Annotated in this window: 24 protein-coding genes and 1 tRNA gene; 10 read left to right on the top strand and 15 right to left on the bottom strand. The window is 64.7% G+C overall.

Features of this window, described 5'->3' with window-relative positions; all coding sequences use genetic code 11:
• The first annotated feature begins 92 nt into the window (after positions 1-92).
• The 4 genes from ABC729_RS06990 (at position 93) to ABC729_RS06975 (ending at position 3,209) form a co-directional block, all read left to right on the top strand.
• Positions 93-1,016: an AraC family transcriptional regulator gene (locus ABC729_RS06990; RefSeq protein WP_495606912.1), complete on the top strand. Its 924-nt coding sequence runs from the start codon at positions 93-95 to the stop codon at positions 1,014-1,016.
• A gap of 134 nt (positions 1,017-1,150) precedes the next feature.
• Complete coding sequence (locus ABC729_RS06985) at positions 1,151-2,335, top strand: MFS transporter (protein ID WP_495606911.1); 1,185 nt, start codon at positions 1,151-1,153, stop codon at positions 2,333-2,335.
• Positions 2,336-2,425: 90 nt separating this feature from the next.
• On the top strand, positions 2,426-2,743 hold the full coding sequence (locus ABC729_RS06980; protein ID WP_495606910.1) for an ElaB/YgaM/YqjD family protein: 318 nt from the start codon (positions 2,426-2,428) through the stop codon (positions 2,741-2,743).
• Positions 2,744-2,753: 10 nt separating this feature from the next.
• Entirely contained in the window at positions 2,754-3,209 is a 456-nt protein-coding gene (locus ABC729_RS06975) for a hypothetical protein (protein WP_495606909.1), read from the top strand.
• Here the strand turns inward: ABC729_RS06975 and ABC729_RS06970 are convergent.
• From ABC729_RS06970 to ABC729_RS06960, 3 genes are all read right to left on the bottom strand, one after another.
• Complete coding sequence (locus ABC729_RS06970) at positions 3,194-3,496, bottom strand: antibiotic biosynthesis monooxygenase family protein (protein ID WP_495606908.1); 303 nt, start codon at positions 3,494-3,496, stop codon at positions 3,194-3,196. The two genes, ABC729_RS06975 and ABC729_RS06970, sit on opposite strands and share 16 nt — an antisense overlap.
• Positions 3,493-3,804, bottom strand: coding sequence for an NIPSNAP family protein (locus ABC729_RS06965; protein ID WP_495606907.1), 312 nt, complete (start codon positions 3,802-3,804; stop codon positions 3,493-3,495). Before ABC729_RS06965 ends, ABC729_RS06970 begins: the two co-directional genes overlap by 4 nt.
• Positions 3,805-3,876: 72 nt before the next feature.
• Positions 3,877-4,419, bottom strand: coding sequence for a TetR/AcrR family transcriptional regulator (locus ABC729_RS06960; RefSeq protein ID WP_495606906.1), 543 nt, complete (start codon positions 4,417-4,419; stop codon positions 3,877-3,879).
• Between the two features lie 87 nt (positions 4,420-4,506).
• On the opposite strand from ABC729_RS06960, the gene ABC729_RS06955 reads away from it, so the two are divergent.
• Complete coding sequence (locus ABC729_RS06955) at positions 4,507-4,893, top strand: hypothetical protein (RefSeq protein WP_495606905.1); 387 nt, start codon at positions 4,507-4,509, stop codon at positions 4,891-4,893.
• Between the two features lie 3 nt (positions 4,894-4,896).
• Here ABC729_RS06955 and ABC729_RS06950 read toward each other — a convergent pair whose 3' ends face one another.
• Positions 4,897-5,595 carry an ArsR/SmtB family transcription factor gene (locus ABC729_RS06950; protein ID WP_495606904.1) on the bottom strand — a complete coding sequence of 233 codons (699 nt, stop codon included), beginning with the start codon at positions 5,593-5,595 and terminating at the stop codon, positions 4,897-4,899.
• Between the two features lie 169 nt (positions 5,596-5,764).
• Between ABC729_RS06950 and ABC729_RS06945 the strand changes: the two genes are divergently transcribed.
• The gene (locus tag ABC729_RS06945; protein ID WP_495606903.1) at positions 5,765-6,652 is read left to right on the top strand and encodes a hypothetical protein; all 888 of its coding nucleotides are present in this window, start codon (positions 5,765-5,767) and stop codon (positions 6,650-6,652) included.
• Here ABC729_RS06945 and ABC729_RS06940 read toward each other — a convergent pair whose 3' ends face one another.
• Positions 6,653-7,126, bottom strand: a complete 474-nt coding sequence (locus tag ABC729_RS06940) for an Lrp/AsnC family transcriptional regulator (protein WP_495606902.1) — start codon at positions 7,124-7,126, stop codon at positions 6,653-6,655. It abuts the gene before it with no gap.
• Between the two features lie 101 nt (positions 7,127-7,227).
• Between ABC729_RS06940 and ABC729_RS06935 the strand changes: the two genes are divergently transcribed.
• From ABC729_RS06935 to ABC729_RS06925, 3 genes are all read left to right on the top strand, one after another.
• The gene (locus tag ABC729_RS06935) at positions 7,228-8,157 is read left to right on the top strand and encodes a threonine ammonia-lyase (RefSeq protein ID WP_495606901.1); all 930 of its coding nucleotides are present in this window, start codon (positions 7,228-7,230) and stop codon (positions 8,155-8,157) included.
• Between the two features lie 86 nt (positions 8,158-8,243).
• Positions 8,244-8,606: a VOC family protein gene (locus tag ABC729_RS06930; protein WP_495606900.1), complete on the top strand. Its 363-nt coding sequence runs from the start codon at positions 8,244-8,246 to the stop codon at positions 8,604-8,606.
• A 110-nt stretch (positions 8,607-8,716) separates the two neighbouring features.
• Complete coding sequence (locus ABC729_RS06925; RefSeq protein ID WP_495606899.1) at positions 8,717-9,616, top strand: DMT family transporter; 900 nt, start codon at positions 8,717-8,719, stop codon at positions 9,614-9,616.
• Positions 9,617-9,882: 266 nt separating this feature from the next.
• On the opposite strand, the gene ABC729_RS06920 is transcribed toward ABC729_RS06925, so the two are convergent.
• The 10 genes from ABC729_RS06920 to ABC729_RS06875 form a co-directional block, all read right to left on the bottom strand.
• A tRNA-Phe gene (locus tag ABC729_RS06920) sits at positions 9,883-9,958 on the bottom strand.
• 117 nt (positions 9,959-10,075) lie between these two features.
• Positions 10,076-10,276 (bottom strand): DNA gyrase inhibitor YacG, encoded by a 201-nt coding sequence (locus tag ABC729_RS06915; protein WP_495606898.1) that lies wholly within the window; start codon positions 10,274-10,276, stop codon positions 10,076-10,078.
• 12 nt (positions 10,277-10,288) lie between these two features.
• The gene (locus ABC729_RS06910) at positions 10,289-11,440 is read right to left on the bottom strand and encodes a ribonuclease E/G (protein WP_495606897.1); all 1,152 of its coding nucleotides are present in this window, start codon (positions 11,438-11,440) and stop codon (positions 10,289-10,291) included.
• Positions 11,440-12,093, bottom strand: coding sequence for a Maf family protein (locus ABC729_RS06905; RefSeq protein ID WP_495606896.1), 654 nt, complete (start codon positions 12,091-12,093; stop codon positions 11,440-11,442). The genes ABC729_RS06910 and ABC729_RS06905 overlap by 1 nt, the downstream gene beginning before the upstream one ends.
• A 16-nt stretch (positions 12,094-12,109) precedes the next feature.
• Entirely contained in the window at positions 12,110-12,328 is a 219-nt protein-coding gene (gene infA, locus ABC729_RS06900) for a translation initiation factor IF-1 (RefSeq protein ID WP_028097283.1), read from the bottom strand.
• A gap of 128 nt (positions 12,329-12,456) precedes the next feature.
• Positions 12,457-12,897, bottom strand: a complete 441-nt coding sequence (locus tag ABC729_RS06895) for an arsenate reductase ArsC (RefSeq protein WP_495606895.1) — start codon at positions 12,895-12,897, stop codon at positions 12,457-12,459.
• An 11-nt stretch (positions 12,898-12,908) separates the two neighbouring features.
• Positions 12,909-13,391, bottom strand: a complete 483-nt coding sequence (locus tag ABC729_RS06890) for a UPF0262 family protein (protein ID WP_102111406.1) — start codon at positions 13,389-13,391, stop codon at positions 12,909-12,911.
• A 72-nt stretch (positions 13,392-13,463) separates the two neighbouring features.
• Complete coding sequence (gene hisD, locus ABC729_RS06885; RefSeq protein WP_495606894.1) at positions 13,464-14,753, bottom strand: histidinol dehydrogenase; 1,290 nt, start codon at positions 14,751-14,753, stop codon at positions 13,464-13,466.
• A complete protein-coding gene (gene hisG, locus ABC729_RS06880) occupies positions 14,743-15,414 on the bottom strand; it encodes an ATP phosphoribosyltransferase (RefSeq protein WP_495608650.1) in 672 nt (223 codons plus the stop codon). Before hisG ends, hisD begins: the two co-directional genes overlap by 11 nt.
• A gap of 102 nt (positions 15,415-15,516) precedes the next feature.
• On the bottom strand, positions 15,517-15,981 hold the full coding sequence (locus tag ABC729_RS06875; RefSeq protein WP_495606893.1) for an Lrp/AsnC family transcriptional regulator: 465 nt from the start codon (positions 15,979-15,981) through the stop codon (positions 15,517-15,519).
• A gap of 135 nt (positions 15,982-16,116) precedes the next feature.
• On the opposite strand from ABC729_RS06875, the gene ABC729_RS06870 reads away from it, so the two are divergent.
• Positions 16,117-17,034 carry an SMP-30/gluconolactonase/LRE family protein gene (locus ABC729_RS06870; protein ID WP_495606892.1) on the top strand — a complete coding sequence of 306 codons (918 nt, stop codon included), beginning with the start codon at positions 16,117-16,119 and terminating at the stop codon, positions 17,032-17,034.
• The last annotated feature ends 36 nt before the right edge of the window (positions 17,035-17,070 follow it).

The following is a 17,070-nucleotide window of genomic DNA, read 5'->3' as shown; positions in this document are numbered from 1 at the left end:
GTCCAAACGGCCATAGCCGCATCTTGGCGCTGCTGGCGCGGACGATCCATGCTATGAAATCCATAATTTCTTCGTGATCGTCCGGAAATACTATGGACCCGCTGTCCGACATCCTGTCCCTGCTGAAACCCCGCAACCTACTGTCGGCCGGGTTCGCGGCGGGCGGTGACTGGGCGATCCAGTTCCCGAACCAGCAGGACAATATCAAGACCGGGGCCATCGTGCGGGGACGCTGCCTGCTGTGGGTGGAGGGGGAGGCGGGGCCTCTGTGTCTGGAACCGGGGGATTGCTTCCTGCTACCGGCGGGCCGTCCGTTCCGCATGGAGAGCGGACCGGATGTGGTGCCCCTGCCGGCACAGGAAGTGTTTGCCAATGCCCGACGGGGTGGGGTGGCACAGGTGGGGACGGGTGATGATTTCTTCTGTGTCAGCAGCCGTTTCGCGCTGGAGGGGCGGCATGCGGGGCTGCTGCTGTCGTTGCTGCCGCCGCTGGTGCATCTGCGCGATGCGGGGGACCGGTCGGGTCTGCGCTGGTCCATGGAACGCATGATGCTGGAACTGCGGGAGGATCGGCCCGGGGCCTTTCTGGTGCTGCGGCATCTGGCGCATATGATGCTGGTTCAGGCCCTGCGCCTGCACCTGGACAATAGCCTGCACGGCAGCCGGGCGGGGTGGCTGTTCGCCCTGTCCGACCGGCAAATTGGGGCGGCCATCGCGGCCATCCATGCCGATCCGGCCCATCCCTGGACCCTGTACGAACTGGCGCGACATGTCGGCTTGTCACGGTCCAGCTTCGCGGAGCGGTTCAAGCAGATGGTGGGCGACGCCCCAATGGAATATGTCACGCGCTGGCGCATGCTGCTGGCGGGGGACCGGCTGTTGTCCGGGCGGGAAACTGTGTCCGCCATTGCCCTGTCGGTCGGGTACCAGTCCGAAAGCGCCTTCAGCACCGCCTTCAAGCGGGTGCTGGGCTGCCCGCCGCGCGATTATGCCCGCCGGGATAGCAACGAAAGCTAATCATTCCGTAAGCCATGCAATTAATGCTGCGCTGCGGCGACGCGGGGCAACATTGTCACCCATGTCCTTGGATGCTCACATAAGGGGCGATTGTGCGGCGCAATGCGCCGGCCCGAAGCCCGGAAATATGCCCCATGTCCGCCTCCGTCGTCCGCCCCGGTCTTGTGCTGTTCGCCCTTGCCATGGGTGGGTTTGCCATTGGCACCACCGAATTCGCGGTGATGAGCCTGCTGCCCTTCTTCGCCCCGGATCTGGGGATTGATGAGCCGACGGCGGGCCATGTTATCAGCGCCTATGCGCTGGGCGTGGTGATCGGCGCGCCGGTGATTGCCGTGCTGGCGGCCAGGCTGTCGCGGCGAACCCTGCTGATCGCGTTGATGGTGGTGTTTGCACTGGCCAATACGGCGTCCGCGCTGGCCCCGACCTATGAGGCGATGCTGGCCTTCCGGTTCCTATCGGGCCTGCCGCACGGGGCCTATTTCGGGGTGGCGGCCCTGGTCGCGTCGGGTCTAGTGCCCGTCAACCGGCGGGCGCAGGCGGTGGCGCGTGTCATGCTGGGCCTGACGATTGCCACCATCATCGGCGTGCCGCTGGCCAATGGCATCGGGCAAATGGTGGGCTGGCGCTGGGGCTTTGCCCTGGTTGGCGCGCTGGGCGTCACCACCGTCACGCTGCTAACCCTCTATGCGCCCAAGGATAAGCCGGTGCCGGGGGCCAGTCCCCTGCGGGAGTTGAACGCGCTGGGGCAGCGGCAGGTCTGGCTGACGCTGGGCATCGGGGCCATCGGGTTTGGCGGCATGTTCTGTGTCTATACTTACCTTGCTTCCACCATGATGGAGGTGACGGGGGTGGCGCCGGCGACCGTGCCGCTGGCCCTGGCCGTGTTCGGCGTGGGGCTGACGGTGGGCAATCTGGCCGGCGCCTGGGCCGCCGACCGCGCCCTGATGCCGTCGGTGGGGGGTATCCTGTTGTGGAGTGCGGGGTCGCTGGCCCTGTTCACCTTTGCCGTCCATGATCTGTGGTCGGTGATGGTCACGATCTTCATGATTGGCTGCGGCGGCGGGCTGGGGACAGGGTTGCAGACCCGCCTGATGGATGTGGCGCGGGATGCACAGACGCTGGCCGCCGCGCTGAACCACAGCGCCTTTAACTTCGCCAACGCGCTGGGGCCGTGGCTGGGCGGGCTGGCAATTGCCGGAGGTTATGGCTGGGCCTCCACCGGTTGGGTCGGGTCGGCGCTGGCGCTGGGCGGGTTCGCCGTCTGGGTGCTGGCCGTTCTGGATGACCGGCAGCGGCAGCCCGTCGAACAGGGTGCCTGAGATTGAGCCTTCTTCCACAAAGGGTTGGAACCTTTCCCGCGTTGCAGCGTTGGGGAAGGGTGCAACGACCTCAAGTGGAAGGAGGAACAAATGGCTTCCGTTAAGGACACCGCCGATAACGCGACCACGGATATCGAGGCGCAGCTGAAGCAACTGCGTGCCGATCTCTCGGCGCTTGCCTCCACCGTGGCGGCGGCCGGATCCGACAAGGCCGATGGCTATAAGGCCCGGGTGGGCGAAATGGCGTCCAACGTCAAGGATGCGTCCGTCACCGCCATCCAGAACCTGCGCGAAGAATTGAAGGGCCTGGAAGGCAAGGTGGAAGCGCATGTTCGCGACCGCCCGGTGCAGTCGGTGGGCATCGCCGTCGCCGCCGGCTTTGCGCTGGCCCTGCTCTGTCGCCGTTAAGCGTTCAGTGATGCTGGACCGACTTGTCCCGCTGCTGATGCCGCTTCTGTCGCGGGAGATCGGTGACACCGCCCGGCAGGTGGGGCGTGACGGCATTCTTTATGCCGCCATGGCCCTGCTCGGCCTCATTGGCTTCGCGCTGGCGGTGGCCGGGGCAATCGTCTGGCTCGGCACTCTGATCGGCACCGGCCCCGCCTTGCTGACGGTGGCCGGTGCCGTGCTGCTGCCCATTCCCATCATTCTGGGGTTGATGACCCATTGGCATCGCGCCGAACAGAAAAGGCGGGAGCAGGAACGTGAGCAGGATATGATGGCCAACGCGCTGCGGCTTGGCGCGTCCGTCCTGCTGCCACTGTTGGTGCGCGCACCAGCGGCGTTTCTGGCGGTGGCGGCGGGGCTGGTGGTGTTCCTGCTGTTCCTGGATGGGAACGAGAAGAAGGCCGATCCCGATCAGGGGCCGGCATAGTCGCGCAGGACCTGTGCCACCCGGATACGGTAATGGCGGAACAGGCCGTCACGGCCCGCCGCCTGCGCCACCCGGTGCCCTTCATGGTTGCGCCATTGCGCCACCGCCGTCTCATCCTCGAAAAATGACAGGGACAGGTACTTGCCGGGCTGGGTCAGGCTTTGGAACCGTTCGACGGAAATGAAACCGGGAATGGTTTCCAGCTCCGGCCGCAAACGGGCAGCATGGTCCAGATAGGGTTCCATCCCGTTTTCGGCGGGCTCCACCTCAAAGATCACCGCGATCATGCTACCTCCACCTGACGCAGGAAGCTGCGCTCTTCCGACAGGATGAAGCGCTGATCCTGCGCCATCTGGAAATTGGCGGCACCATCGGGATCGGCGCGCAGCCGCTCGCGATAAGCCTCATAGGCTGCGAGGCTGGGGAAGGAGATCAGGCCGAAAGCGATGTCGTTGGTGCCTTCATGCGGCAGCCAATATCCCAACAGATCCCCGCCGCAGGCTGGGATGATGCGCAGCCAGGCCTGGGCGTAGCGCTCAAAAGCCGCCCGCTGGAACGGGTCGATGCGGTAGCGGATGAAAACTGTGATGGTCATGGATATCTCCTGTCGCTGATATCCTGTTTTGGCACTGGGGCCAGGGCCGATGCTTCGGTGCGGGCCGTAACGTCAGGTCAGCAGTAAGGGCAGCATCCGATCCAGACTGTCCGACAGCCAGTTGCCGCTGCTGTCCGCCTCCTGCCGCGTGAATTGCCCGATCAGGGCCAGATAGCCGAAGCGGGCGCGGGCCAGGGCCGTGTCGGCATCGCAACCGATTTCCGCGAAGCGGGCCACCAGATAGGCGATGCGGCGTTCATCGACGCTGGCTACCACCGTCTGTGCCAGTGCATCATGGGCGGCCCAGGCACGCATGGCCCGTTCCAGACGCCCATCCGCCGACGCGGTCAACCGGAACAGCCGTTCCAGCCGGTCGTGCGGCGTGCCGCCCGCTGCCTCCACCCTTGCGGCCACATCCACGGTGGAGCGTTCGCGCCAGGCGTCACACAGGGCAGACAGCAGCGCCGGGCGGTCGGCAAAATGCCAGTAGAAGCTGCCCTTGGTGACGCCCAGCCGCTTGGCCAGCGGTTCCACCCGCACAGAATCCACCCCCGCCTCGCGCAGCAGGCGCAGGCCTTCATTGATCCAGTCTTCGCGGGCCAGTCGGTTGCTCATGCTGTATTCCATACGGTGGCGTATTGACAAAGGCAAGGGGCGGGCGCATCCATACGGCACCGTATGGAAAGCTGAATGGAGGGTGCGATGGCGGGTTCGGATATGGCTTTGTTGCTGGCTTGCCTGTGTCTGCTTGGGCTGGGGCTGGTGCATTCCTGGCTGGGGGAGGTGAAGCTGATCGGGCCGCTGCTGTCGCCGGCAGGGCGTTCAGGGATGCTGGTTCACAGCCGGTTTGCCCGCAATGTCCTGCGCTTTGCCTGGCACCTGACCAGTCTGGCCTGGTGGGGAATGGGGATTTCCGTGGCGATGCTGGCGGCACCGTTTTCGGTGGAACCGCGTCTGGCCCTGTTGGCGGGCACCGGCGTGACCTGCCTGATTACCGGGCTTTTGATCCTGGTGATCGGTCGCGGGCGGCATCTGGCCTGGCCCGTGTTCCTGGTGGCGGCGTTCTGCTGCTGGGTACCGCTGGCATGAGGGTCAGAACCCGGCCAGATCGACGTCGAAATGCCGTTTCAGGTGGGTCGCGCCCATGGGCGTGACGCTGACGGCGCGGGTGCCGTCCACACGGCGGATCCACCCCTGATCGAAGGCGTGAGTGCAAAGGGCGCGGCCCAGGGCGCCGGCCAGATGGGGCCGCCGCTCGCTCCAATCCAGACAGGGGCGGCAGAAGGCACGGGCGGTACCGGTGCCGGGCAGCGGCAGGCCCAGGTTTGACAGGAAGTCGCGCCCCTGTGCCGTGATCAGGCCGGCATCATCGGCCAGTTCCACATGCCCGCCCGCCACCATGGCATCGGCCAGCGCCACGCCCAGACGCCCGGCCAGATGATCGTAACAGGTGCGGGCCTGGGCCAGCGCCCGGTCACGGGGACCGGTGCGCACCGGGCGGGGGACGGGAACGCGGTCGGAAGCCACCTGCATGATGCTCTCCATCATCCGCGCCACGGCGGGGCTGGCCAGCCGGTGATAGCGGTGGCGGCCCTGCGGTTCCACCCATAACAGGCCCGCCGCCACCATGCGGGACAGATGGCCGCTGGCCGTCTGCGCCGTGATGCCGGCGGCATGGGCCAGTTCGGCGGCGGTCAACGCCCGGCCATCCATCAGCGCCTGTAACATGCAGGCCCGCGCCGGATCACCAGCCAGGGCCGCAATCTCCGCGAAATCTGCCGTGCTGACCATTATTCCTCCCGCCATCCTTGTGGTCCACCTTACCATAGGGCAGGGCCGGTCCCCATGGTTCGGCGGATACCGAAACATGGTTGCAGAGAGCGGGCAGAATGGATAAAATTTGATCCATTCGGGCCGGCGGAGGGGCGCCATCGACCCGACAGCAGACATGGGGAATGTCATGGTGTCGGTCCTGGGCGCGGCCAGCGGTGTTTTCGCCGTTTCGGCCCGGCAGTTTCAAAGCAAGACGCAGGAAATCTGGCAGGGTCTGAAAAAAGACGCGGCCAATGGGGCTTCTGCGTCGGCCACCCGACCGACGACCGTTCAGGACATGGTTGATCCTGATACGCGCGCCCGGCTGGACGCGATGCGCAAGGATGCCGATGCGCTGGCCACCAAGCTGTCCAGCGGTGGGGAGGATGCCAAGGAGGCCGCCGCCCGCAAGAAGGAGGAGGCCAAGCAGAAGCTGAAAATGCTGAAGCTTCAGGCCCAATTGGCCGCCGCCAGCGGCGACAAAAAGGCCGCTGCCCGCATCGCCAAGGAAGCTGCATCGGTGGCCAAGGAACTGGGCCAGGCCGCCAAGGATTATGCCGGTGGCGGGGAGGCGGCGACCGCCAAGCCCGATGGCGCGTTGCAGAACAGTGACACCACCCCGGCAGCGGGCGGAGATGCCGCCGCCAGTGCAGAGGCGCAGGCGGTGGCCCAGCAGGCGACCCAGACCGCCAATCAAGGTGGGGGTGAGGGGGCGGCGGCGGACACGCCCGCCAAGAACCCTGCCAATGATACGCTTCAGGCGCAGCGGGACGCCATCCTGCGCGATGGTGCGGCCCGATCCGCCGATGCCCAGTTTGAAAGCGACACGCGCGGCCTGATGGACCAACTGCGCGCCATCCATCAGCAGATGAAGAACCTGGCCCGCAAGGACGGGTCTGCTGGCACCAAGGCCGAAATGGAACGCGCCGAGCAGGACATGGCGGAGGGCGACCGCACCCTGAACGAAGCCTTTGGCCCACCCGGCCCGTCGGTCGAAGCGGCGGCATCCCCCGCCCGCGTCGATATCAAGGTCTGATCAATCGGCGTCGGGAATGGGCACGGCCAGCCCGCGCTTTGAAATACCTAACGCCACATTGGTGGTGAAGCGGCGGACGGTGGGGTTATCGGCCATCAGCCGGCCCATCAGCGCGTCATAGGCCTCCACATCCGGGGCGGCGATGACCAGGATGAAGTCGGTGCCGCCCGTGACATAGAACACTTCCTGCACCTGATCTTCTGTTGACAGCCAGCGGCGCAGGGCGGCCAGCATCTCCGGCCGTTCGCGTTCAATCTCCAGACCTGCGATGAAGAAGGTCGGCTTGCCGACCTTGGCCGGATCGACCAGGGCGACGGTGGCGGTGATGACGCCATCTGCCTTCAACCGTTTCAGTCGGCGGGAGACAGCGGAGGCAGACAAGCCGACCTGTTCAGCCAGGATGTCCGCCGTCTGGTCGGCATCCTTCTGTACCAGGGCCAGCAATTTGCGGTCGAAACTGTCGAGTTCGGGCATGCGCATCATCCCGGCAGAATGACAGCCAGAAATGCTGAAATAAAGCGTCAGCAAGGGGCAGATTGCCGAAAATCGGCGTCAAGCCGCCGTAAAATCCGGCCATGAGATACCCAACCCCCGACGGCATCCACGCCGCCCTTGATCGGATCGACCCGGTGTTCCGCCGGTCGCCGGTCAGAAAATCCGCCGCCTTGAACCGGCTGTTCGGTGCCGAACTTTGGTTCAAGGATGAAACCGCCAATCCGATCCGCAGCTTCAAAGGGCGCGGGGCCTGTGCCTTTGTGACGGGGCTGGGCGATGATGACCGGCCTCTGGTTTGCGGGTCCGCTGGCAATTTCGGGCAGGGGCTGGCCTTTGCCGCCCGCGCCCATGGTCGCCGCCTGACGGTGTTCGCGGCGGAGAATGCGGTGCGGCGCAAGGTGCAGGCCATGCGCGACTTAGGCGCCGATGTCCGTCTGCAGGGTGCGGATTTCGACGAAGCAAAGGAAGCCGCCACCCGGTTCGCCACGCAGAACAACCACCATCTGGTCGTGGATGGGGATGAGGTGCTGATCGCTGAGGGGGCGGGGACCATCGCCCTGGAAGCGATGGAGGCGGTGCCGGGCATCGACATGGTTCTGGCCCCGCTGGGCAATGGTGCCTTGGCGTCGGGCATGGGCACCTGGGTCAAGCATGCCGCACCAGAGGCCCGCATGCTGGCCGTGGTGGCGGCCGGCGCACCCGTCATGGCGCATGCGCTGCGCGGCCTGCCGATGACGGGGCGGGAAGGGGCGGACAGCATCGCCGATGGCATCGCGGTGCGCGTGCCCATCCCCTATGCCGTGGACAGTCTGCGCCGCGTCCTGGACGGCACCATCATGGTGCCCGACGCCGCCATCCTGCGTGCGATGGAATTGCTGCGCCAGCATCTGGATCTGGTGGTGGAGCCAGCGGGTGCGGCGGGTCTGGCGGCCATGCTGGCCGATCCCGCCGTCTGGGGTGGACGCCGCATCCTGATCCCGCTCTGTGGTGGCAATGTCGATGCCGCCTGAAGGCCACTCTTGCAAGCGCCTCAATCGCCGGCCTCCACCGGTCAAAGTTTTGACCGGTGGGATAATTTTGAAAATGTGAGGGAAAGATGATCGACCATATCGAACTGAAGACCACTGACCTGCCGGCCAGCCAGCATTTCTACGCGACCCTGCTGGCCCCGCTGGGATACCGGCTGGAGGTGGATGGGGCGGTGAAGGGGTTTGGCGATGGCAAGACCCTGGATTTCTTCCTGGCCCCCGGCGAGGTCGCCGCCCGTGACGTGCATTACGCCTTCACCAGCCCCGACCGCGCCACCGTGGACCGTATTTATGCTGTGGGGCAGGCGGCGGGACTGCATCTGGACCGGGCACCGGCCCTGATGCCGCATGTCCATGCCAGCTATTATGCGGGGTTCCTGCGCGATCCCGACGGGCGGCTGGTGGAATTCGTCTGTCATAAACCGGAATAGGGTTTGTATGCATGCCGGCCCCGGCCTGAATGCTGCGGCCATGACCGAAGCATGGGGGCACTGGCTCTGCTATTCACAAGGGCAGGACAATCGGGTGCGTGGATCGGGTGATGGGCGACAGGCCGTTGATGATCAAGGAATTGCTGCTGCTTCTGCTGCTGGCGACGCTGTGGGGCTCGTCTTATACCTTCATCAAGATCGGGGTGGAGACCATCCCGCCCGTCACCCTGATTGCGGTCCGCACCCTGATCGCCGGGTCCATCCTGCTGCTGGTCATGCGGTGGCAGGGGATTTCAATGCCGCGTGACCCTGTGGTCTGGCGGCAATTCATGTTCCAGGCGGTGATGAATTCCGCCGTTCCCTTTACCCTTGTCGCGTGGGGGGAGAAGTCGGTCGATGCCGGGCTGGCCGCCATCCTGAATTCCACGACGCCGATCTTCACCTTCCTGCTGACGGCGCTGATCACCCGGCATGAGCCGGTGACATGGCGGAAACTGTTCGGGGTGACAGCCGGCCTGATCGGCATCTGCCTGATCATCGGGATGGAGGCGCTGGACGGGCTGGGCGATCAGCTTCTTGCCCAGATCGCCATCGTAGCGGCCACTGTCTCCTATGCGGGTGCCGCCATCTATGGAAAGAACTTCAAGGGGCTGCACCCGATGCAGCCAGCGGCGGGGTCAATGCTGTGCGGGGCTGTCCTTTTGCTGCCGGTCAGCCTGATTGTAGACCGGCCCTGGACTTTGGCGCCGTCCATGCCCTCCATCGGGGCGCTGTTGTGCCTGTCGGTTTTCTCCACCGCCATCGCCTTCACCATCTATTTCCGGCTGATGCAGACGCTGGGATCAATCGGCACCACGTCGCAGGCCTATCTGCGCGTTCCCATCGGCGTGGGGCTGGGTATCCTGTTCCTGGGGGAAAGCCTGTCACGCACAGCCCTGGGCGGCTTGGTCTGCGTCGTCGCCGCCGTTATCGCCATGACCTTGCCCGCCCGCGCCAGGCGAGCCGGTTGATCAGCCACAGGATTCCGACCGGGAACGGGCGACGCCTTCGTCGGTGATGGGAACGAATCGAAAGATCAATGGCGATGATCTTGATATAAAATGAATTTGCCGATACAGCCCAGAAACGAAAAAGGCGGCCCATTGGCCGCCGCTTTTCATTCGTCCATCGCGTCAGGCGACGGTTAGTATAAAGATCGTAGGACCAACTTGGTAAGCAGCGTGACGCTCTGGCTTAACAGGCCCAGTGAAGCTTTTGATTTCATTGAATTTCGAAGTGGTGCCCAGGGACGGAATCGAACCGCCGACACGGGGATTTTCAATCCCCTGCTCTACCGACTGAGCTACCTGGGCACACCGTACTTCGTAACCACCGAGGCGTTTGTTTGTCACCGCCGCCCGGTGTGGTGCGCCTTATAGACAAGGCATCCGGGGCTGTAAAGCATTGAATTGCGCATCTGCGAAATTTTTTCAGCGGCCTTCATCGTCGCCCGGTGCCTCATCCACAGGCACACGGTAGACCTCGCCCAGCCAGCGGTTCAGGTCCACGTCGGCGCAGCGCTTGGAACAGAAGGGACGAAAATCCAGCACCGGGGTGCGGCCACAGATGGGGCATCCGGCGGCCTTCCTGGGCTTGCGCAGGGCGGACAAATCAATGGGATCATCACTCATGGGGTGGCATCCTTACAGCAGCAGATCGGCCAGTGGCGGGCCGCGGCGGGCGCGGGTGACCTCCACCAGGCCCAGGCGCGACATGCCATAGACATGGGTGGCGACCGGATCATCCGCCACCGCCGATGACAGGCGCTGGATCACCGCCTCCCGGTCGCTGGCGCGGGCCATGTTCACAAAATCCACGACCACGATGCCGCCGATATTGCGCAGGCGGAGCTGTCGCGCGATCTCCATACAGGCATCCAGGTTAGTGGCCAGCGGGTTGCCGCGTTCGCCGCTATTGACGTCGATGACGGTCAGCGCCTCTGTCCGGTCGATGACCAGCGATCCCCCTTGGCCCAGATCGATGCGGCGGTCGGTCAGGGCGGCAATGGCGCTGTCGGCATCACCCTGATCGAACAGAGGGCGGGGGGCCTTGTGCGGGACGATCAGGGGCAGCAGGTCGGGTGCCAGGGTCAGGGCGGTGCTTTTCACAGCCGCCAGCATCTCCGGCCCTTCCACGGCGATTTCCGTCAGCCCGTCGCGTGGCAGCTCCACCAGGGCGCGCCGGATGGCGTCGGGCGCGGGAAGGAGCGTCGCGGGGGATGTGCCGCCCGCCGCCCGTTGTGCCCGGTAGGCGTCGGCCAGCAGGGCCTCTGCCTCGCCCAGCACCAAGGCGGGGTCAGCCGACAAAGCCTCCGCCCGCACGATCCAGCCGCCCTGGTTAGGCAGGGTGGCGGAGAGACGCTGGCGCAGCGCCTGAACCTCCGGTCCCTTGCCCAGGCGTTTGGAAATATGGATGCCGTCGCCGAGCGGGGTGTAGACCAGGAAACGGCCGGGCAGAGACAGGTCCATGGTGAGGACCGCCCCCTTGCCGTCATGGGCGTCGGCCTTCACTTGCGCCATGATCATCTGGCCCGTGCGCAACAATTGCCCGATACGGGCGTCGCGTCGACCGGGCCGGATATCGGCGGCGGAGAGGAAGCCTGGGGTGCTGTCACCGAATTCCACGAAGGCGGCGTCCAGCCCGGCCACGACGCGCGTCACGCGGCCCAGCACGATGGCACCCAGCCAGGCCGGGCGTTCGGTATGGTCAAGGGCCAGATCGGTCAGGATGCCGTCGGACAGCATGGCGCAGCGCCGCAAGGGCCCGCGCTGGTCGATCAGCAGCCGGCGGCGCATCAGCCCCGTGATGTGGCTTGGGCGGCGGCCAGCGCCAGCGCATCGATTCCGGCGGCGCGCAAAATACCTGCCACCTCCGTCAGCGGCAGGCCGACGACATTGCTGTAGCTGCCGGAAAGCTGCCGCACGAACAGGCTGGCCAGCCCCTGGATGGCATAGCCCCCGGCCTTGCCCTTCCAGTCGCCGGTGGCCAGATACTGGTCGATCTCATCCCGCGACAGGGTGCGGAAGATTACCTGGCTTTCGACCACGCGGCTCCAGACCTTGCCATCCGTGCCAACCAGGGCGATGCCAGTATAGACGCGGTGGCGACGCCCCTGAAGAAGGTTCAGGCAGCGGCGTGCGGTGTCCGCATCATCCGCCTTAGGCAGGATGCGCCGGCCCAGCCCCACCACCGTGTCGGCGGCCAGGACGATGGCCCCGGCGTGGCGTGCCGCCACAATCCCCGCCTTTTCCCGCGACAGGCGCTGGGCATGGGGGGAGGGGAGTTCGTCCGTCAGAGGAGATTCGTCAATATCCGCCGGATCAATGGCATCCGGCACCAGCCCGATCTGGGCCAGCAGTTCCCGCCGCCGGGGGGACCCGGAGGCAAGGATCAGGCGCGGACGGTCAATGCCGGGTTGGTCGGGCGTTGCCGCCGCGCGCGCGTTCATCGTCAAATCCTGCCGCTCACTTGAAGCGGAAGGTGATCCGACCCTTGGTCAGGTCGTAGGGGGTCATTTCGACGTTGACGCGATCACCCGCCAGCACGCGGATGCGGTTCTTGCGCATCTTGCCAGAGGTGTGGGCCAGCACTTCATGTTCGTTATCGAGCTTCACGCGGAACATCGCGTTGGGCAGCAGTTCAGTCACCGTGCCAGAAAACTCGATCAGATCTTCCTTGGCCATGTTTTCCTGATTTCGGGATGGTAAAACGCGCACATAGGTGAGCGTCACAGCCGCGCGGGTCAAGTGTTTTCAGCGCAAAGCAAGGGCGTTTCACACGCTGGGCAGGGTGCACGAACGGCACCCCCGGCTTATTCCACCCCGAACCGCTTTTTCATGCGGCGGAGCAACGTATCGCGCACCTGGCGATAGGCATCGAGTCGCGCCTCGCGGCTGCCTTCCACCAGGGTGGGATCGAATGTATTCCAGAATTCGACGTCGCAGGCCGTGGTGCGGGTCATTTCAACGGCCCGGTGCTGCGCCTCCGGCGACAGGGAGATGACGAGGTCGAAACTGTCATCCTCCAGCTGGTCGAACGTCTTGCAGCGGTGGCGCGACATGTCGATGCCCAGTTCGGCCATGACGGTCGTCACGAACGGGTCGGGCTCGCCTTCGCGCACGCCGGCGCTGTCGACATAGATTTGCCGCCCCATCAGATGCTTCAACAGCCCTTCGGCCATGGGCGAGCGGATGGCGTTATAGGTGCAGGCGAACAGGACGGAGGAGATTCGGGTCGGGCTGATTTCGGCCATCGACGCGACACTCAGTTCCGGATATGCAGCACGCAGATGAGCGTGAACAGGCGCCGGGCCGTGTTCAGGTCCATTTCGGCCTTGCCGGCCAGCCGCTCCCGCAGCAGTTCCGATCCTTCATTGTGCAGGCCGCGCCGTCCCATATCGATGGCTTCGATCTGGGACGGGGACGCCGTCTTGATGGCTTTGTAATAGCTGTCGCAGATCATGAAATAGTCGCGCACGATGGTGCGAAACGGGGTCAGCGGCAGGGTCAGCCGGTTCAACGGGCTGTCATCTTCCTTGCGGACATCAAAGATCAGCCGGTTATCTTCCGCCGACAGGAACAGGCGAAACGGTCCTTCGTCCGGTGTCTCCACCAGGGCGAAGCGGTTCTCATCCATGAGGTCGAACAGGGCGACGGCGCGTTCATGCTCCACCTCCATGTTGCGGCGGATGACATTCTTCTCCACCAGTTCCACATGGACGATGCGGTGGTGCGGCGCGTTCATCATCCCTCCCCGGTGGTTGTCTTTATGTTTTCTTAACCTGCCTGCCCAGCACCCCGCTTGGCAAGCTGGAACGCGTCAGCGCAGACGGATCGCCACCGACAAGGCGTGGGCGCCCAGCCCTTCGGAATTGGCCAGCGACACTGCCGCCGGGCCGATCTTCGCGAGGCTTTCAGGCGTGCAGCCAACAAGCGTGGTGCGCTTCATGAAGTCCAAGACGTTCAGACCGCTGGAGAAGCGGGCCGAGCGGGCCGTGGGCAGCACATGGTTAGGGCCAGCGACATAATCACCGATGGCTTCCGGTGTGTAGCGGCCCAGGAAGATGGCGCCGGCATTGCGGATATTGGCGGCGAGCGCATCGGGATCGGCCACGGCCAATTCCAGGTGTTCGGGTGCCAGCCGGTCCACCAGCGGCACCGCATCGTCCAGACGATCCACCAGGATGATGGCCCCATGGTCGCGCCAGGAGGTCCCGGCGATTTCCGCGCGAGGCAGGGTGGCCAGATGCGTATCGACCGCCGCTGCCACGGCATCGGCAAAGGCCGCATCGTCGGTGATCAGGATGCTTTGCGCGCTGGTGTCGTGTTCGGCCTGCGACAGCAGGTCGGCGGCGATCCAGGCGGGGTCGTTCTGCCCATCGGCGACCACCAGGATTTCCGACGGGCCGGCGATCATGTCGATGCCGACAGTGCCGAAAACCTGCCGCTTAGCGGCGGCGACAAAGGCATTGCCGGGGCCGGTGATCTTGTCCACCGGCTTGATGGTTTCGGTTCCGAAGGCCAAGGCCCCGACCGCCTGCGCCCCGCCGATACGGTAAATCTCCGTCACGCCAGCCAGTTGGGCGGCGGCCAGGACCAGCGGATTGATCACGCCATCGGGCGTGGGAACCACCATGGCGATGCGCGGCACACCCGCCACCTTGGCCGGGATGGCATTCATCAACACGGAGGAGGGGTAGGAAGCCAGACCGCCCGGCACGTAAAGACCGACCGCACCGACCGGCGTCCAGCGCGCGCCTAAGCGCACGCCAGCGGGATCGGTGAAGAAGGAGGATTCGATGGGTTGTGTGCGGTGGAACGCCTCAATCCGCGCGGCGGCCAGTTTCAGGGCGTCCAGCGTTTCGGCGTCGCACTTGGATACCGCATCGGCGATTTCGTCCGCCGTGAAGGCCATGGCGTCGGCGGTGATGTCCAGACGGTCCCAGCGCTTGGTGTACTCCAGAACCGCCGCGTCGCCGCGTGCCTTCACATCGTTCAAGATGGATGTCACGGCATTGTTCAGGTCTTCCTGAACCTCACGCTTAGCACCCAGCAGCTCCTGAAAACGGGCCTCGAAATCGGCGTCGCGGGTGGAGAATTTAACCGGCATTGCCGATGGCCTCCTGAAAACGGTCGATCCAGCCCTGGATTTCGCCGTGGCGCGTCTTGAAAGCGGCGCGGTTGACGACAAGGCGGGAGGAGATATCGGCGATATGCTCGATCTCAACCAATCCATTGGCCTTCAAGGTGGTGCCGGTGGAGACAAGGTCAACGATGCGCGAGCATAGGCCAAGGTTGGGGGCCAGTTCCATGGCGCCGTTCAGCTTGATGCATTCGGCCTGTACGCCGCGCGCCGCGAAATGTCGGCGGGTTATCTCCGGGTATTTGGTGGCGACGCGCACATGGGACCAGCGTGACGGATCGTCACTGGTGGACAGGTCCACCGGCTCGGCAACCGCGATGCGGCACTTGCCGATACCCAGGTCCAGCGGCGTGTAGATATCCGGATAGTCGAATTCCATCAGCACGTCGCTGCCGCACACACCCAGATGGGCGGCGCCGAAGGCCACGAAGGTGGCGACATCAAAGCTGCGCACACGGATGATCTTCACATGTGGAAGATTGGTGTCGAACTTCAGGGCGCGGGATTTCGGATTGTCGAAATCGGCTTCCGGCACGATGCCGACATGATGCAGCAACGGCCTCACCTCATCCAGAATCCGACCCTTGGGCAGGGCCAGTACCAGCAGGTCATTGGCGGCGGGCGACATCATGTCCTGGACGCTCCAGGTGGGTTGAATAGGGCTGCTTACATGGCACGCCAGGGCGGACCCGTCCACCCGCCGCAGCGAAGGGCGGGGTTGCGTGAAACTTCAATCAAGCGGCAGGGACAGGCCGGACTTGACCGGCGACAGGGCAAAAATGGTGGAAAATTTCTGGATCAGGGCATTGTCCATCAGGACGCGGCGCGTGAAGGCGTCGTAATCCGCCATGTCGCGGGCGGTTACCACGGCCACGAAATCCGCATCGCCCGCCGTGTACCAGCATTGCTGTACCTCCGGTGCCGCCCGCAACTGCCGGCCCATCTCGTCCACCACCACTGACCCGCCGCACGCCAGGGTGATGGACACGATGGCGGTCGGGGGGCGGCCCACCTTGGCTGGCGACAGAACCAGCGGTTCCGCCTGAATCACGCCGTCGGCGCGAAGACGCTTCAGCCGCCGCTGCACCGCCGTGGGGGACAGGCCCACCCGTTCGGCCACAGCGTCGGATTTCAGGCGCGCATCGTCCTGCATCAAGGCCAGGATGGCGCAGTCAAAGGGGTCGAGCTCGCTCATGAGCGCAGGATAAAGGCGCTGCCACCGCAGGCCAAGGCCGCAACGCGGCGGCAAGCGGTAGCAAAAAGCCGTAAGGCGGCTTTACTTATCATATAATATCCCCGCCATCGTAGCTTCTGGCCCTTCGGAGACAGCATGTCCGACGCCGATTTCATCATCCATGACCCGGTGCGCGCCCGCGCCGTGATCCGCCGTTCCGCGAAGGTAGAGAAACTGTATGGCGATTGCCGCTGGGCGGAGGGGCCGGCCTATTTCCCGGCGCACCGCACCCTGATCTGGTCCGACATTCCCAATGAACGCATGCTGCGCTTTGACGAGGCGACGGGGGCGGTGGGGGAATTCCGGCGCCCATCCGGCTTTTCCAATGGTAACACCGTGGACCGGCAGGGGCGTCTGGTCACCTGCGAACATGGCGGGCGGCGCGTGGTGCGCACCGAACATGATGGCAGCATCACCGTTCTGGCCGACCGTTGGAATGGCAAGCGCCTGAACAGCCCCAATGATGTGGTGGTGAAATCCGACGGCTCCATCTGGTTTACCGACCCGACCTATGGAATCGACAGCGATTATGAGGGTTACAAGGCCGTCAGTGAGATCGGGGGCAGCCATGTCTATCGCATCGACCCCGTTACCGGGGCCGTGGATGTGGTGGCCGATGATTTTGTGAAGCCTAACGGCATCTGTTTCTCCCCCGACGAGAAGACGCTTTATGTGGTGGATACGGGCCGCACGCACCGGCCCGACGGCCCCTGCCATGTCCGGGCCTTCCGGGTGGGCGATGAGGGGCGTTTGTCAGGCGGAGAGGTGTTTGCCACATCCGAACAGGCGGGGTTCGATGGGCTGCGCTGTGACGAGTTGGGCCATCTCTGGATGGCGGAGGATGACGGGGTCCATTGTTATCACCCCGATGGCAGCCTGATCGCCCGTGTGCTGGTGCCGGAATGGGTGGCGAATGTGGAGTTCGGGGGCGCACGCGGCAACCGGCTTTATATATGTGCGACCAGCGGTCTTTATGCCGTCATGCTGGCGGTACGGGGCGCAAAACGATTTTAAGCGACCGTGTAATGGTGTCGCTTCAACCCTCTATGG

Source organism: Niveispirillum sp. CC-CTL257, assembly GCF_059489915.1.
The sequence above is the reverse complement of the archived record's forward strand: the minus strand, read 5'-3'. Positions and strand labels throughout refer to the sequence as shown.

Coding starts and splice junctions, on each gene's coding strand:
- ABC729_RS06960 (WP_495606906.1), bottom strand. CDS start 4,419: ATGAGCAACCGACTGGCCCGCGAAGACTGGATCAATGAAGGCCTGCGC.
- ABC729_RS06985 (WP_495606911.1), top strand. CDS start 1,151: ATGTCCGCCTCCGTCGTCCGCCCCGGTCTTGTGCTGTTCGCCCTTGCC.
- ABC729_RS06870 (WP_495606892.1), top strand. CDS start 16,117: ATGTCCGACGCCGATTTCATCATCCATGACCCGGTGCGCGCCCGCGCC.
- ABC729_RS06955 (WP_495606905.1), top strand. CDS start 4,507: ATGGCGGGTTCGGATATGGCTTTGTTGCTGGCTTGCCTGTGTCTGCTT.
- ABC729_RS06935 (WP_495606901.1), top strand. CDS start 7,228: ATGAGATACCCAACCCCCGACGGCATCCACGCCGCCCTTGATCGGATC.
- hisD (WP_495606894.1), bottom strand. CDS start 14,753: ATGCCGGTTAAATTCTCCACCCGCGACGCCGATTTCGAGGCCCGTTTT.
- ABC729_RS06895 (WP_495606895.1), bottom strand. CDS start 12,897: ATGGCCGAAATCAGCCCGACCCGAATCTCCTCCGTCCTGTTCGCCTGC.
- hisG (WP_495608650.1), bottom strand. CDS start 15,414: ATGTCGCCCGCCGCCAATGACCTGCTGGTACTGGCCCTGCCCAAGGGT.
- ABC729_RS06975 (WP_495606909.1), top strand. CDS start 2,754: ATGCTGGACCGACTTGTCCCGCTGCTGATGCCGCTTCTGTCGCGGGAG.
- infA (WP_028097283.1), bottom strand. CDS start 12,328: ATGGCCAAGGAAGATCTGATCGAGTTTTCTGGCACGGTGACTGAACTG.
- ABC729_RS06990 (WP_495606912.1), top strand. CDS start 93: ATGGACCCGCTGTCCGACATCCTGTCCCTGCTGAAACCCCGCAACCTA.
- ABC729_RS06970 (WP_495606908.1), bottom strand. CDS start 3,496: ATGATCGCGGTGATCTTTGAGGTGGAGCCCGCCGAAAACGGGATGGAA.
- ABC729_RS06980 (WP_495606910.1), top strand. CDS start 2,426: ATGGCTTCCGTTAAGGACACCGCCGATAACGCGACCACGGATATCGAG.
- ABC729_RS06930 (WP_495606900.1), top strand. CDS start 8,244: ATGATCGACCATATCGAACTGAAGACCACTGACCTGCCGGCCAGCCAG.
- ABC729_RS06875 (WP_495606893.1), bottom strand. CDS start 15,981: ATGAGCGAGCTCGACCCCTTTGACTGCGCCATCCTGGCCTTGATGCAG.
- ABC729_RS06915 (WP_495606898.1), bottom strand. CDS start 10,276: ATGAGTGATGATCCCATTGATTTGTCCGCCCTGCGCAAGCCCAGGAAG.
- ABC729_RS06965 (WP_495606907.1), bottom strand. CDS start 3,804: ATGACCATCACAGTTTTCATCCGCTACCGCATCGACCCGTTCCAGCGG.
- ABC729_RS06950 (WP_495606904.1), bottom strand. CDS start 5,595: ATGGTCAGCACGGCAGATTTCGCGGAGATTGCGGCCCTGGCTGGTGAT.
- ABC729_RS06910 (WP_495606897.1), bottom strand. CDS start 11,440: ATGCGCCGCCGGCTGCTGATCGACCAGCGCGGGCCCTTGCGGCGCTGC.
- ABC729_RS06945 (WP_495606903.1), top strand. CDS start 5,765: ATGGTGTCGGTCCTGGGCGCGGCCAGCGGTGTTTTCGCCGTTTCGGCC.
- ABC729_RS06890 (WP_102111406.1), bottom strand. CDS start 13,391: ATGATGAACGCGCCGCACCACCGCATCGTCCATGTGGAACTGGTGGAG.
- ABC729_RS06905 (WP_495606896.1), bottom strand. CDS start 12,093: ATGAACGCGCGCGCGGCGGCAACGCCCGACCAACCCGGCATTGACCGT.
- ABC729_RS06940 (WP_495606902.1), bottom strand. CDS start 7,126: ATGCCCGAACTCGACAGTTTCGACCGCAAATTGCTGGCCCTGGTACAG.
- ABC729_RS06925 (WP_495606899.1), top strand. CDS start 8,717: ATGGGCGACAGGCCGTTGATGATCAAGGAATTGCTGCTGCTTCTGCTG.